Origin of the sequence: Aeromonas sp. ASNIH2 (genome assembly GCF_002934795.1) — a bacterium.
GTDB classification, from domain to species: Bacteria; Pseudomonadota; Gammaproteobacteria; order Enterobacterales; family Aeromonadaceae; genus Aeromonas; species Aeromonas caviae.
Genome location: NZ_CP026406.1, coordinates 365,598 through 380,335 on the forward strand (window position 1 = coordinate 365,598; position 14,738 = coordinate 380,335).

Annotated in this window: 10 protein-coding genes and 1 pseudogene; 4 read left to right on the forward strand and 7 right to left on the reverse strand. The window is 63.0% G+C overall.

The features are described 5' to 3' along the window. Positions 1-82: 82 nt before the first annotated feature. Positions 83-2,239, reverse strand: coding sequence for a TonB-dependent siderophore receptor (locus tag C3F36_RS01750; RefSeq protein ID WP_104454335.1), 2,157 nt, complete (start codon positions 2,237-2,239; stop codon positions 83-85). 130 nt (positions 2,240-2,369) lie between these two features. Between C3F36_RS01750 and C3F36_RS01755 the strand changes: the two genes are divergently transcribed. From C3F36_RS01755 to C3F36_RS01770, 4 genes and pseudogenes are all read left to right on the forward strand, one after another. After that, positions 2,370-3,308, forward strand: a complete 939-nt coding sequence (locus tag C3F36_RS01755) for a helix-turn-helix transcriptional regulator (RefSeq protein WP_233759694.1) — start codon at positions 2,370-2,372, stop codon at positions 3,306-3,308. Between the two features lie 163 nt (positions 3,309-3,471). Then, entirely contained in the window at positions 3,472-4,128 is a 657-nt protein-coding gene (locus C3F36_RS01760) for a Bax inhibitor-1/YccA family protein (RefSeq protein WP_010675134.1), read from the forward strand. 179 nt (positions 4,129-4,307) lie between these two features. Next, positions 4,308-6,448 (forward strand): annotated as a pseudogene (gene yccS / locus C3F36_RS01765) (YccS family putative transporter). A 122-nt stretch (positions 6,449-6,570) separates the two neighbouring features. Beyond that, the gene (locus tag C3F36_RS01770; protein WP_039038798.1) at positions 6,571-6,915 is read left to right on the forward strand and encodes a TusE/DsrC/DsvC family sulfur relay protein; all 345 of its coding nucleotides are present in this window, start codon (positions 6,571-6,573) and stop codon (positions 6,913-6,915) included. 105 nt (positions 6,916-7,020) lie between these two features. Here C3F36_RS01770 and dedD read toward each other — a convergent pair whose 3' ends face one another. From dedD to C3F36_RS01800, 6 genes are all read right to left on the reverse strand, one after another. Continuing rightward, complete coding sequence (gene dedD, locus C3F36_RS01775) at positions 7,021-7,824, reverse strand: cell division protein DedD (protein WP_104454337.1); 804 nt, start codon at positions 7,822-7,824, stop codon at positions 7,021-7,023. Between the two features lie 179 nt (positions 7,825-8,003). Next, positions 8,004-9,263 carry a bifunctional tetrahydrofolate synthase/dihydrofolate synthase gene (gene folC / locus C3F36_RS01780; RefSeq protein WP_199769646.1) on the reverse strand — a complete coding sequence of 420 codons (1,260 nt, stop codon included), beginning with the start codon at positions 9,261-9,263 and terminating at the stop codon, positions 8,004-8,006. A gap of 2 nt (positions 9,264-9,265) precedes the next feature. Then, entirely contained in the window at positions 9,266-10,129 is an 864-nt protein-coding gene (accD, locus tag C3F36_RS01785) for an acetyl-CoA carboxylase, carboxyltransferase subunit beta (RefSeq protein ID WP_010675139.1), read from the reverse strand. 119 nt (positions 10,130-10,248) lie between these two features. Next, positions 10,249-11,058: a tRNA pseudouridine(38-40) synthase TruA gene (gene truA, locus C3F36_RS01790; RefSeq protein WP_048207918.1), complete on the reverse strand. Its 810-nt coding sequence runs from the start codon at positions 11,056-11,058 to the stop codon at positions 10,249-10,251. Positions 11,059-11,224: 166 nt separating this feature from the next. Continuing rightward, on the reverse strand, positions 11,225-13,351 hold the full coding sequence (locus C3F36_RS01795) for a FimV/HubP family polar landmark protein (protein ID WP_104454339.1): 2,127 nt from the start codon (positions 13,349-13,351) through the stop codon (positions 11,225-11,227). 293 nt (positions 13,352-13,644) lie between these two features. After that, the gene (locus C3F36_RS01800; protein WP_041214974.1) at positions 13,645-14,661 is read right to left on the reverse strand and encodes an aspartate-semialdehyde dehydrogenase; all 1,017 of its coding nucleotides are present in this window, start codon (positions 14,659-14,661) and stop codon (positions 13,645-13,647) included. Between the last annotated feature and the right edge of the window lie 77 nt (positions 14,662-14,738).

Here is a 14,738-nt window from a genome sequence, read left to right on the forward strand (position 1 = left end):
TGTGTCGCCAGCCTTGGGGATCCCCCGTAGGGCGGCGCACAGAGACGACAACAGGGCCCGCAGGCCCTGCTGTCGTCGGTCGTTACAGCTTGTAGGTGAAGCCTGCCATCAGGTTCGCCGACTCGCCGTACATGTTGAAGGTGCTGGTGGAGCCGACCCGGTAGAAGTACTCCCGGTCGAGCAGGTTGTAGAGGTTCAGGGTCGCCTGCATTCTGTCGTTGATCTCGTAACGCACCGCCGCATCGAACAGGGCATAGCCCCCCTGATGGGTCTCGACCCCCTTCTGGTTGAAGCCGTAGTCGCTCACCGCCGTCATTCCTGCCCCGAGGTGCAGCCCCTGCACCCAGTCGGCCAGGTGGTAGTCGGTCCAGAGTGAGAGGGCGTGACGGGGGATGGTGTCGAATTTCGGGTTGTGATCCCCGGCCTTCTCCTCGATGTCGGTGAAGGTATAGCCGGCCATCACCATCCAGTTCTGGCTGAAATAGCCGCTCGCCTCCAGCTCCACCCCTTGCGTCTCCACCTTGCCGGTAGCCCAGTAGGTGTTGGTGATGGCAATGCCCTGATCGTCGTAGGCCTGGGCCGCGATGTTGTCGTCCTTCATCAGGAAGAGGGCCGCCCGGGTGTTGAGCAGGCCGTCACGCAGCGAGGACTTGATGCCGGTTTCCCACTGGCTGCCCTCCCGGGGCTTGAGCAGGTTGCCGCTCTCGTCCTGGCTGGTCTGGGGCTTGAACACCTTGGAGTAGCTGGCATACCAGGCGTGTTCGTCGCTCAGGTCATAGACGGCCCCCGCGTAGGGGGTGAGCTTGCCGTTGAACGCACTGGACTCGCCGCTCTGGGCTCCGGAACTCAGGGTCGTGCTGACGGCATCCAGATCGTACCAGGAGACGCGGGCCCCGGTGATCACCGCCAGCGGCTCCAGCAGACGCCAGGTCACCTTGCCATACAGACCGAGCTCCGACTGCTCCTCATGGTCATTCTTGGTGTAGCTGTAGTCCGGCTTGGCGACCCGGATCGGGTCGAAATCGAACACATTGATCTTGCCGAGGTTGCGGTTGGTGTAGGTCTGAATGTCCGACTCGTAGCGCTTGTAGTCGGAGCCCAACACAAACTCGCTCTTGTGCCCCAACAGATCGAACATCTGACTGTAGTTGACATCGAAGGCCATGTTCTTCTGCTGGTTTCCCTGGCCGTTGAACATCAGCCCGGTGTTGCCCGCCGCGTCCACGGGGCCGTTGGTGAAGGTCTGCTCCAGCCGCATGTCGTGATCCATGTAGCGGGCCGAGACCTGACCCACCCCGCCGTTGGCAAAGGCGTGTTGCAGCGAGGCCCCCACATCCGTGGTGTCGGCGTCGAAGAAGTCTTCAGCCGACCCCAGGTAGGTGCTGCGGCCGATGTCGAGCAGGGAGCCGTCCTTGTACGCCGGCAGGCCGTTGGTGGGCAGGATGTCCTTGGTCTGGTGCAGGGCGTAGACGGAGAGGCGGGTGCGATCCGAGAGATCGAACTCCAGGGTGCCGTAGTAGGTACCGTTGTCGTTGTTGTTGTAGTCCACCTGGTTCTTGATGTCAGCGTTGGCCACCACGACGCGGCCGCGCAGGGAACCCTCGTCGTTGAGTGCGCCCCCCATGTCCGCCTCCAGGTAATGCCTGTCCCAGCTGCCATAGCGCGCCGTGACCGAGCCCTTGAAGGCGTCGGTCGGACGCTTGAGCACCATGTTGATCACGCCCCCCAGCTCGCTGGTGCTGTTGAAGAGGCCGGAGGGGCCCCGCATGATCTCCACCCGATCCACCGCCGCCAGCGATGGCAGGGTGCCGTACTTGCTCTGCATGGGCGATGGCAGGCCGTTGAGGTTCACTTCGTCGTACTCATAGCCACGGGAGAAGATGGAGGAGCGACCGCTGTCGTTGACCAGGGTGCGCAGACCCGGCGTGAACTTGGCCAGATCGTCCACCGCCACGAAGTTACGCTCCTCGATGTAGTCGTTGGTCAACACGGTGATCGACTGGGGGATGTCTTTGAGGGCCGCCGGCGTCTTGGTGCCGACGGTGGCCGAGTCGACCCCATAGCCTCCCGTCTCCTCCGACGGCGACATCCCGTAGAGTGGATTGCCATAGACGACCAGGGTTTCGTCCGGCTTGATGTCCGGTGTGTGTGCCCCTGCCGGGGCGGCAACGGTGACGGCCAGAGCGGCAGAGATGGCCAGAGCCAGCGGGCTTCGCGCTTTATCCTTCAAGACAACCATAGTAAGAGTGACCCCAAGATAGAGATGATAATCATTTTCATTTGATTTTCCGGGGGCTAATATATCACTCCATCTTCCGCCGCAGTTTTGCGGTGTGGTCATTTCACTCTTCGACATGGTCAAATTGCACATGACTGACACAGTGGCAAGGGATACCAGCGCACGCCAGCGAGGCCGCTTCACCGGCAGGGTGGAGAACCTGGTGATCCAGGAGGGTCTTCGCTTTCACAACAAGGACATCGTTCACAAGGCAGACTTCGCCACCGAGCGGGAGTTGCCGCCGCAGTTGATCATCGCCATTCCCCTCGAGAGCCGGGCCCTGATGACCTATGGCGCCACTCACAGGCTCAAGGGGTGTCGCTTCCACGAGTCCGACCCCATAGTGGCAACCGCCATCCTCTATACCGAGCCCGACATCGTGCAGGGGGCGGCCAAAGCCCAGGTGCGCAGCCGCAGCATCGTCCTCTCCCTGGACCACACCTGGCTCGCCCACAACCTGGCACAGGCGCATCGCAAGGCTTTCACACAGACCTTCAGCCGCCATCTGAGCCGCGTCGACTGGACCCTGCCCGCTGCCCTTGGACAGATTGCGGAAGCGCTCAATCTCACCAGCAGCCAGAACGCCTCCGAGATGCTGATGCGCAAGGCCTTTGCCCTCAGTGTCTGGGAGAGCCTGATGCCCAACCTCCAGCAGGCCGCCTCCCCCTGTTGCCAGCGCCAGAACGAGCAACCGACGCGCCTCAAGATGCTGCTCAGGGATGAAAAAGTGGACGAGATGACCCTGACCGAGATCGCGGCCACCCTCGGCATGAGCGTCTCCACCTTGCAGCGGGCCGCAAAAAAAGAGCTGGGCATGAGCCTGCAGCGCTACCTTCGCCAGCGAAAGCTGCAAGAAGCGCGGGCCAGGCTGGAGGCGCGCAGCCTCTCTCTGCAAGGGGCCGCCGCCCACGCCGGCTATGACCATGTGGCCAATTTCATCACGGCGTTTAGAAAGCAGTTCGGCTTCTCGCCGACGCGGATCGCCAGACAGGGTAAAGAGCAGGAACAGGCGCCCTCTGCAACGCCTTGAGCCTCCTTGTTCATGCGCAATACATCTTTGCTCTGGGATAGTAGGCACCACGCAGGTGGGGCGGCGCTTGAAATCAGCGCTCGTCATCCACACATTCAGTGCATACAATGCGTTAACGAAGCACAACTGGTCGCTTCACCCCGGAAATCAAGAGGACATCAAGATGGATACCCGTTCTATCTACACTGGCACCCAGGGTGCCGTGCGCGACACCAACAAGGTGCTGCGCAACACCTACATGCTGCTCTCCCTCACTCTTGGCTTCTCAGCCGTGGTAGCCGGGGTAGCAACCGTCATGAACATGCCGCCCTTGCACTGGGCCGTGTTCCTCATCGGTGTCTACGGCCTGATGTTCCTGACCGAGAAGAACCGTGACAACGGCATGGGGCTGGTGTTCACCTTCGCCCTGACCGGCCTGCTGGGCTATAGCCTCGGCCCCATCATCAACATGTACATGAACAACGGCGGCGGCGAGATCGTGATGACGGCGCTGGGCGGTACTGCGCTCACCTTCTTCGGCCTGTCTGCCTATGCCCTGACCACCAAGCGGGACCTCTCCTTCCTCGGCGGCATGCTGTTCGTCGGGTTCTGGGTACTGCTGGTTGCCATGGTCGCCAACATCTTCCTGCAGATGAGCGCCCTGAGCCTGGCCCTGTCCGCCATGTTCATGCTCTTCTCCTCCGGCGCCATCCTGCTGACCACCCAGCAGATCGTGCGCGGCGGCGAGACCAACTACATCTCTGCCACCGTCACCCTGTATGTCTCCATCTACAACATCTTCCTGAGCCTGCTGAGCCTGCTTGGCGGCAACCGCAACTGATGGATGCTTGATATGCACAAGACCCCGCTTCGGCGGGGTTTTTATTGGCGCCCATTTCTGTCAGGATAAGTTGCAAATCAAGGATATGAAGCGAAGTGGCCCTGATCTAAATCAGGGCCGTTTCGTTATCGACAGGTTATGCTGTCGCTTTCGTTTCGCTCAAGGGTTGCCTTCATCCCATGCCGATGGATTTCTCCGGCCTGCTGCGCCGGCTGCTGACAGACAGCCACATCTATTTCGCCCTCAAGGTCCTGCTCGCCATCGCGGGGCTGCTCGCCTTCGCGCTGGCTACCGGTGACATCCAGCTCACCGTGCTGCTCTCCCTCGGGGTGGTGGCCGGCGCCATCGCCGAGACCGACGACAGCCTCTGGGGCCGGGTCAAGAACCTCGCCATGACCCTGCTCTGCTTCCTGTTCGCCTCATTGTGCGTGCAGTATCTCTTCCCCACACCCTGGCTCTTTGCCATCGGGCTCGCGGGCTCCACCTTCCTCTTCGTGATGGTGGGCGCCCTCGGCCAGCGCTACGCCACCATCAGCTTCGGCTCCCTGCTGATTGCCATCTACACCATGCTGGGGGCAGCCAAGGCGCCGGATCTCTTCTATCAGCCGCTGGCCCTGTGCGCCGGGGCCCTCTGGTACGGCCTGGTGTCCCTGGTCTGGCTCTGGCTGCTGCCCTACAAGACCCTGCACGAGCAACTGGCCCAGAGCTACTTCGCCCTCGCCCGCTATTTGCAGGAGAAATCTCGCTTCTTCCCGGCCGACGAACACGGCGCCCAGGCCATCCGCCACAATCTGGCCCAGCTCAACATCAACCTGGTCAATGCCCTGAACCAGGCCAAGACGGCGCTCAATGCCCGTCTTCATGCCCCCGGCCGCCACGGGGTTGCCCCCGAGCTCGCGGGCCTGCTGCGCCTCTACCTGCTTGCCCTGGAGATCCAGGAGCGGGCTACCTCCAGCCACTACCCCTACAGCAAGCTGGAAGCAGAGCTCAAGCAGGGCATCGTCCTCGACGGCTTCCAGGAGGTGCTGTCACAGCTTGCCGACGCCTGTCAGCAGCTTGGCTACGCCATCCTGGTGCACAAGCCCTACACCCACCACAAACGCATTCACTGGACCCTGGAGGCCCTCGGCGATCAGCTGGAGTTCACCCACCTCAAGCAGCACTACCCCAAGACCCTGCTGACACCGATGAAGTTCCTGCGTCGCAACCTGGCCAGCATCAACCAGTTGCTGCAAAGCGCCGAAGAGCTGCAAAACCCCGCAGCCCCCCCACCAGCCTGCCTCCCCTGGCACGGCCGGTCGCCCTGCCCCTGCTGGCATTGCTCAGGCAGCACCTGACCCCTAACTCCATGGTGTTTCGCCATGCTCTGCGGCTCTCCCTCGGGCTGGTAGTGGGCTATGGCATTCTGCAGGCGTTTCACCTGGACAAGGGGTACTGGATCCTGCTCACCGTATTGTTCGTCTGCCAGCCAAGTTACAGCGCCACCCGCCGTCGTCTGGTGCAGCGGATGCTCGGCACCTTTGCCGGTATCCTCATCGGCGTGCCCGTGCTCTGGTTCTTCCCCGAGCTGCACCTGCAACTGGGGATCATGGGGCTGGCCGCCTTCCTGTTTTTCACCCAGGTGCGCAGCAACTACAGCGCCGCCGTCTGCTTCATCACCCTCTACGTGCTGATGGCGTTCAACCTGCTGGATGGCATCGGCTTCGCCATCCTGGGACCCCGCCTGCTCGATACCCTGCTCGGCTGCCTGCTCTCCTACGCCCTGGTGGCCTGGCTCTGGCCCGACTGGCAATACAAGCGGTTGCCAACCCTTATCGCCAACTCCCTGTCCGCCAATGCGAAGTACCTCTCGGCGGTACTCGCCAGCCTGCATCGCCAACGGGATGAATCCCTGGACTACCGGGTGGCCCGCAAGTGTGCCCACCTCGCCGACAGCGAGCTGGCCATGGCCTGGCAGAGCATGCTGGTGGAGCCGAGCAAGCGACGCCGCTTCCTGGATCTATGCTTTACCCTCACCTGGCGCAACCATGCCCTGCTCTCCTATATCTCGGCGCTCGGGGCCCATCGCGACAAACTCGAGCCCATCGAGGGGCTGGAGGAGATAAGCCGCCACATCAGCCAGACCCTGGAGCAGGCCGCCGATCACCTGTCGGGGCAGATGCCGACGCCACTCGCGGGAGCCTGTCCGGCCATCGCTCCGGAGAGCAGCGAGGAGCAGCTGATGCTGAGCCAGCAGCTCTCCCTCATCAGCCAGTTGGCAGACGAGCTGTTGGTGCTGGCCAACGACGGCCAGTTGCTGACAGGTCAGGGGCGAACCTAGCCGGACATAGCCGCCGGGCCTGTCCCGCCCGAGGCAGGCGCCAAGCGCCGCCCCGGTTGCCGGACGGGACGCAAGGCGCTACCATGCCCGCCCCATTGAGATAGCCTTTTCGAGGAAGCGTCATGTCCGAGCCACACCATTTGCAGTTCAACGGCCAACTCATCGAGACCGATGCCCAGGGCTATCTGCGCCACAGCGAGCAATGGAGCGAGGCGCTGGCCTTGGTGCTGGCCGAGAAAGAGGGGATAGTGCTGGAGGATCCCCACTGGGAAGTGGTGCGTTTCGTACGGGCCTTCTATCTGGAGTTCAACACCTCCCCCGCCATCCGCGCCCTGGTCAAGGCGATGGAAAAGCAGTACGGCCCGGAGAAGGGCAACAGCCGCTACCTCTACAAGTTGTTCCCGGAAGGCCCCGCCAAGCAGGCCACCAAGATCGCAGGCCTCCCCAAGCCGGTGAAGTGCATCTAGGCCTCCTCGGCAGCCCGATAGCCACACTGCCTCCCCCGTGTTGGACACAAAAAAAGACCGCGCCCATGTTGCCATGAGGCGCGGTCTTTTCATTTCATCGCCCTGTCAGGGGTTGTAGGCCACCACGGAGCCGCTCAAGCCTGTCATCTGACTGATCCGGCTCTGCATGCCCTGCAACTTGGCCTTGGAGACATCCGGCCCGATGAAGACCCGGTTGATCTGCCCCTGCACCGGAGTTCTCGGCGACGTCTGGGCCGAGTAGCCCGCCGCCCTCAGCTTGCTCACCAGGGCATTGACGCTGTCTGCATTCTTGAAGGCGCCGAGCTGCAGGATCCAGCTCCCCTGAGCCGGGGCTGCTGCCGGTGCCGTAGTCGGCTGGGCCATCTTGCTCGCGATGAGATCATCCATGGTCTTGATCTGGCCCGCCTGTGGCTTGGCCTCCACCGGTTTTTGCACCTCTACCGGCTTGGTTGGCACCGGCTTGGGTTTGGGCTGCTCCACCGGTTTCTTGGCGATCACTTCCGGCTTGGGCTCGGGTTTGGGCTGGGGCTTGGGTTGCGCCACGGCCTGTACCGGCTGCTGCTGGGTGATGGGAGCCTGACTTGCTCCCGCTGGATTGGCTCCCCCCTGATTGGACAGGGTCACGGTATCGCCAATCTCCTCTACCTGCCACTGGGTCGCGGCAGAGGCCTGCTGCTGACTCGCCAGATGCTCGGCCGGCAGGGTGCTCGCCGCCGAGACCTGAAGCGCAGGCTTGGCGGGCTCCAGCTCCGGACGCAGGGGTATCTTGGCGAAGGCCTCGTCCTTCTGCTCCAGCTTGTTACCGTCCATCAGGTCCGGCAGAAAGATGACCACCAGGGCGACCAAGATGACGGTCCCCACCAATCTGTTTTGAAACTTCGAAGCCAAGTTAATTTCCACCCATGTTACTTAGGATCCATTGCAATCTTGCACACTTCGCAAAGAACGCCTCCCCTCACGCCGGCTGGCGAAGCCGGGTCCCTCGCCACCCACTTGGCCTGAAAGGGGATTATCCAGTGCAAAACCCGGCCCGTCGTCACGATGACGGAGCCAGGGGAGCGAACGGCTCAGACCGAGCCCAGAGCCAGCACGTCGGCGACAGTGTAAAACGAGCCGAACACAATGACCATATCGTCAGGACTCGATGCGGCCAAGGCGGCGCCGTAGGCATCCCCCACGCAGGCAAAGGTGAGCGCCACGCCCCGGCCGCCGCCAAGGGCCGTCGCCAACTGGTCGGCCGTGGCCGCGCGCGGGCCGTGGAGGCTTGCCAGGAACCACTCGTCAATCAGACCGCCAAGCTCGGCCAGCGACCCCGCCATGTCCTTGTCCTTGAGCATGCCAACCACGGCGCGGCGCTTGCCCTTGCCGGGGAGCTGGCGCAACTGGCTGGCGAGATAGGCGGCAGAGTGGGGATTGTGGGCCACGTCGACGATGACCAGCGGCGAGGTTTGCAACTGCTGCATCCGGCCAGCAAGGCGAGCATTGGCCAGGCCGTCGCGAATGGCGGACTCCGCCAATGGCAGACCGAGGGACTCCAGCGCCGCCAGCACGGTGACCGCATTCATCAGCGGCAGGGCCGGTTTGGGCAATCCCGACCAGTGGTGCAGGCCGTGATAATCCCAGTCACCTTCATGCTCGTCACCACGAAAATCGATGCCGACCTGACGCAGGCAGGCGCCGAGGCGCGCCGCTTCGCTTGCAATGGTCGACGGCGGATTGGGCTCCCCGCTGATGGCGGGTTTACCTTTGCGATAGACGCCAGCCTTCTCCACCGCCACCGCCTCCCGGGTATCCCCGAGCCAGTCGCAGTGATCCAGGGCAATGGAGGTGATCAGGGCGACGTCCGATTCCACCACATTGGTGGCATCGAGCCGTCCCCCCAGCCCCACTTCCAGCAAGAGCACATCGGGCGCGGCGCGGCGAAACAGCCACAGACCCGCCAGGGTGGCGAACTCGAAGAAGGTGAGGGCGATGTCGCCCCGGGCGGCTTCCACCTCGGCAAAGGCCGCGCAGTGATCGCCATCGTCCAGCTCCTGGCCATTGACGCGCACCCGCTCGGTAAAGCGCAGCAGATGGGGGGAGGAGTAGACACCGACCCGGTAGCCGGCGGCCATCAGGATGCTGGCCGCCATGGCGCAAGAGGAGCCCTTGCCGTTGGTGCCCGCCACCGTGATCACCTTGAACGGCAGTTCGGTGAGGCCCATGCGGCGGGCAACCGTGCCGACCCGCTCCAGCCCCATGTCGATGTTGGCCGGGTGGATCTGCTCCAAATAAGAAAGCCAGTCGACCAGCGACCGGCTTTGGGATTGTTGCATGTGTGAACTCATCTTCAGTCTTCGATGACCTGAGTGTTCATCAGCTTGGCCAGCAGACCGGCCAGACGGTTGCGCATTTCGCGCCTGTCGATGATGAGATCGATGGCACCCTTCTCCAGCAGGAACTCGGAGCGCTGGAAGCCTTCCGGCAGTTTCTCGCGCACGGTCTGCTCAATGACGCGGGGGCCGGCAAAGCCGATCAGCGCCTTGGGTTCGCCTACGTTGATGTCACCCAGCATGGCCAGACTCGCGGAGACGCCACCCATGGTGGGGTCGGTCAGCACGGAGATGAAGGGCAGGCCCGCCTTGGTGAGGCGATCTAGGGCCGCACTGGTCTTCGCCATCTGCATCAGGGAGAACAGGGCTTCCTGCATCCGCGCACCACCGGAGGTGGAGAAGCAGACCAGGCCGCGGCCCTCCTTGATGCTCTCCTCGACGGCGCGCACGAAGCGGGCACCGACCACGGAGGACATGGAGCCCCCGATGAAGGAGAACTCGAATGAACAGGCGACGACCGGTACCCCCTTGAGGGTCCCCTTCATCACCACCAGCGCATCCTTCTCGCCCGTCTCTTTCTGGGCGGCAGACAAACGATCCTTGTAGCGCTTGGAATCCTTGAATTTCAGGATGTCTTGCGGCTCCAGCTCGGCCGCGACTTCGCTGCGTCCCTCGGCGTCGAGGAAGCTCTCGAGACGGGCACGTGCGCTGATGCGCATATGATGGTCACACTTGGGGCACACTTCGAGATTGCGCTCCAGCTCTGCCCGGTAGAGCACCTGTTCGCAAGCAGTACACTTGGTCCACACCCCTTCCGGAATGTTGTGACGACGCGGTGTGGTGATCTTGCTCTTGGGAAGGATCTTCTCAAGCCAGCTCATGGAATTCCTTAATGCATTTGTGCCTGACAAAACACATCGAGCCTTGATTGTTCAATGACTTAACGGCTCGATGGCAATAAACGACGGATCATTAAACCACAAATTTTCGGGCCCAGTTACTAAAAACTGGTCGTACCCGGTGCCGAGTCCGGCAGCCACAGCGGGCCGAGGGGCGGCCGGGGCAACCCGAATTCGGCCGGGTAATCCACATCCACCAGATAGAGACCGCCCGCCTTGGCGGTCGGGCCCGCCAGGTTGCGATCCTTCGCCGCCAGCACCTCGGCAATCCACTCCACCGGTTGAAGCCCCTGCCCCACCAGCAGCAGGGAGCCGGTGATGTTGCGCACCATGTGATGCAGGAAGGCGTTGGCCTTGATGTCGAGCACGATGTAGGGGCCGGAACGGCTGACACACAGGTGGGTCACATTGCGCCAGGGGGTGTTGGACTGACAGGCGACAGCCCGGAAGGTGCTGAAGTCGTGCTCCCCCAGCAGGCTCTGGCCCGCCTGGTGCATCAGCGTCGCGTCTATGGTTTCGTGGTAGTGACTGACGCCACTGCCGAGGATGGCCGGGCGGTAGTTGTGGTTGTAGATGACGTAACGGTAGCGACGGGCGGTGGCGCTGAAGCGGGCATGGAAATGCTCGTCCACCTCCCTGACCCAGCGCACGGCGATGTCAGGGGGCAGGTTGGAGTTGAGCCCCAGGGTCCAGGCGCCTTCTGCGCGGTTCGACTCGGTATCGAAGTGGATCACCTGGCCGGTGGCATGCACCCCCGCATCGGTGCGACCGGCACACTGGATGGAGACGGGGTGGTTGGCGATGCGGCTGAGGGCTTTTTCCAGCTCCTCCTGAACGCTGATCACTTCGCGCTGGCGCTGCCAGCCGAAGTACCGGCTGCCGTCATATTCAATACCAAGGGCAATTCGCATGGGTAACGGTGTCTTCTGATGAAAGGATGCAGTGAAAGAAACGGGGCGGATTATACGCGCTCGGGCTCAAAAGTCCCAGACCGGGCGAGGCCGCGGTGCGTGGCCCCCAAAGAGAGAGGGCAGCCCGCGGGCTGCCCTCTCTGGTGCATGGATGACAAGGGCCTGCCTAGCCCAGACGCTTGAGCAGCTTCTGCGCCTCGCTGCGCTGGTGCTCGCTGCCCTGGGCCACCGCCTCTTCCAGCAGCTCGCGGGCGCTCTCCTTGTCGTCGATCTCGAGGTAGGCCCGGGCCAGATCCAGCTTGGCCCCCACCCCGCCGTCATCGGCATCCACATCAAAGCCGTTGGACTCCGGCAGCACCTCGGGGAAACCGTCCAGCCCCACATCCAGAGAGAAGCCCTGATAGGGTTCCTGCTCCGTGCTGCTGGCATCGGCATCGGCCAGCAGCTTGTCGATTTCAACGAAGTCGCTGTCTTGCACCTGTTCGCGGGGTTTCACCTCCCCCTGATGGGACTCCACCTCGGCGAAGGCATCCTCGAAGTCCGCCAGGGCCAGCTCGCTGGGATCCCACTCGGACGCCGCCGGCTTGGTGGGCTCCAGCCCGAGCTCGGCCAGCATGTCGTCCACATCGTCCTTGCCAAACCCCGTCTCGTCGATGTGCGGCGCCTTGGCGGCAAGCTCATCGTCGGTCGGCTCGCCAAACCCGGTCTCTAGATCGCTCAGATCGAAGTTGGCCAGTGTCTCGTCACGCTGGCTGCGGCTCTCCTCCTGGGCCTGGGCCAGATCCGCTTCCAGATCCGCGTCCAGCTCGGCAAACAGGGCGGCCTGCAGCTCCTCCTCGGTCATGATCTCGTCATGACCACGAGCAGAGGAGGTGGGCTCGTCGGAGAGATCGAGTTCCGGCACCACGGGCAGATCGAAGTCCCCCTCGTGGGCCAGATCCAGCTCGGGCACCAGATCCGGATCCCGGTTCGCCGTCGTCATCGCAGGCTCCACATCAAAAGCGGAGAGCGCCGTCTCGTCATCCCGGAAGATGACATCGGCGGCAGCACTGGCGCCATCTTGCTTCCTGCTCACTTCCGGCTCGTTGAGATCCGGCATGCCATGGAGGGGCTCGTCATCCGCGATGCCCACCGTCATCAGCTGATCAAACTCGCTGTTCTCGTCTCCCATGACCATGGAGGTCGACTCGGAGAGGCTCTTCTCCTGCTCTTCCAGCTCGCGGCGGGCACGAGCACGCAGCCAGAGCGTGACCAGGGCAAGCACCAGGAGTACCGGCAGCAGGATGATCATGGCGAGATTGAGCGGCGAAGAGAGCAGCTCCATCAGCCAGCTCTGTTTGGGCACCGGCGCCACCACGGGAGGCGTCGGATTGGCCTTGAGTTCCGCCACCTCTTTTTGCAGGGCGGTTTGATCCTGCAACTGGGCCTTGAGGGTCTCCACCTCTTCGGTCAGGGCTTGCAGACGCAGCTTGAGCCTGTGGTTCATCTCGGTGACCTGGCCGAGCTGGGCGTTGGCATCTTCCAGGGCCAGCGCCATCTCGGTGGAGGGCTTGCCCACCGGGGTGGCGGGAAGAGGGGTTGGCGCCGTGCTGGCGGCGCTGCTCACAGCAGCACTCACCACCACGGGGGTGGAGACAGCCGCCTTGGCGGTCTCCTTCACCTCGGGGGCAGGAGCCGTCGCCTTGGGTGCCGCCGGGATCGGCGCCGCCTTGGGCGGTGTGCTCTTGGCCACCACAGCCGGCTTGGCCGGAGCAGGCTTGCTCGCCACCGGCTGGGCGACGTGGGATTGCTTGTTGGCCAGGTATTTGGGGCTCAGCCCCTTCCAGCTCGCGTTGTCGCTGTTGAAGCGACGGCGTGCTTCGGCATCTGTGATGCGCCCCGCCTCTGCGGCGGTGGGCAGCAGGATGTGGGAACCCACCAGAATGTGGTTGATGTTGCCGTCTGCGAAGCTTCGGGGGTTCTTGTCATAGATGGCCACCATGGTCTGGTAGACGCTTACCCGGTTGGACGGGCGATGCTTGCTCGCCAGACTCCAGAGGGTATCGGTGGGACGCACGGGACCATAACTGCCAGCCGACGCAGCAGGCACCTGACGCACGATGGGCTGGGCCCTGGGCAGGGTGACGGGCGCCACGGGCTGGGCCCGGGGCTCTGGTTGCACCGCGGGGGGCGGTGAGCCATCCGGTCCCTTGAGTTCGACAAAGAAGGGTTCTCGCGCCCCCTCTTCGGCCTGAACCGTGCCCAGAAGCCCCAATGCGAGTAGCGTTGCCAGCGTTATGCGGGAATGTCCCATATTCGTTCCTTCGTATGACGGCCCTATCACATTGAAAAATCTGGATAGTTACCCCAAAACAATCGGCTCAATATAAATCAGGCGCCGGTCTCAAGCCAGCGATCCGACATATTTCGCGCCCGGCGGCGACCAGAAAGCAGCCCCAGACGCGAACCAGAGTGTAGAAAAAAACCTAGTCCACTGATATCACACGGTATTCCAAAAACCGGAGAGTGGGTTCCCGGTCACATACCGGGGCCAAGGCGCCCACATCAAGGCGGGGTTCCCTCCCCGCCCGGGGCCGACATCCGGCCTCAGAGGTAGTCGCGTACCAGCAGTTCGGCAATCTGCACGCTGTTGGTTGCCGCGCCCTTACGAACGTTATCGGCCACGATCCACATATTGATACCACTCGGATGAGAAATATCCTGGCGTACCCGCCCGACCATCACATCATCCTGACCGGTGGCATCGCGCACCGGGGTCGGGTAGTCCCCTTCATCATCAAACAGGGTGACGCCCGGGGCATTGCGCAACAGCTCCTTGACCTGCTCGGCGTCCAGCGGCTGGTGCAGCTCCACATGAACCGCCTCAGCGTGACCGTAGAAGACCGGTACCCGCACGCAGGTGGGGTTCACGGCGATGCTGGCATCCCCCAGGATCTTCTGGGTCTCCCACACCATCTTCATCTCTTCCCGGGTGTAGCCGTTGTCGGTGAAAGCATCGATCTGCGGGATCAGGTTGAAGGCGATCTGCTGCGGATAGAGGGTCGGCTCCACCGGACGGCCGTTGAGCAGGTGGGCGGTCTGGCCCGCCAGCTCGCTCACCCCTTCCTTGCCGGAGCCGGAGACGGACTGGTAGGTCGCCACGTTGATGCGACTGATGCCCACCTCGTCGTGCAGGGGCTTGAGCGCCACCAGCATCTGGATGGTAGAGCAGTTGGGGTTGGCGATGATGTTGCGGTTGCGAAAATCGGCCAGCGCGTCCGGGTTCACTTCCGGAATGACCAGGGGAATGTCCTCGTCGTAGCGGAAGCAGGAGGTGTTGTCGATGACGATGCAGCCGTGCTCGGCGGCGATGGGCGCCCATTTGGCCGAGACCTCGGCACCGGCGGAGAAGAGTGCGATCTCCACCTGGCTCCAGTCAAAGGCCTCCACATCAAGGATGTCGACGTTCTTGCCGCCAAAACGCACCGTGTCCCCAGCGCTGCGACTGGAGGCGAGCGGATAGAGGGTCGCTACCGGGAAGGCGCGCTCCTCCAGGATCTCGATCATGGCCTGACCCACGGCGCCGCTGGCACCCAATACCGCTACGTTGAATTGCTGACTCACTGATCTGTTCTCCTGTGATGCGGCCCGTCGGGGCCGGGCATGAGGGCCCCGGCTGGCACGCGTATCGGTTTGATGAC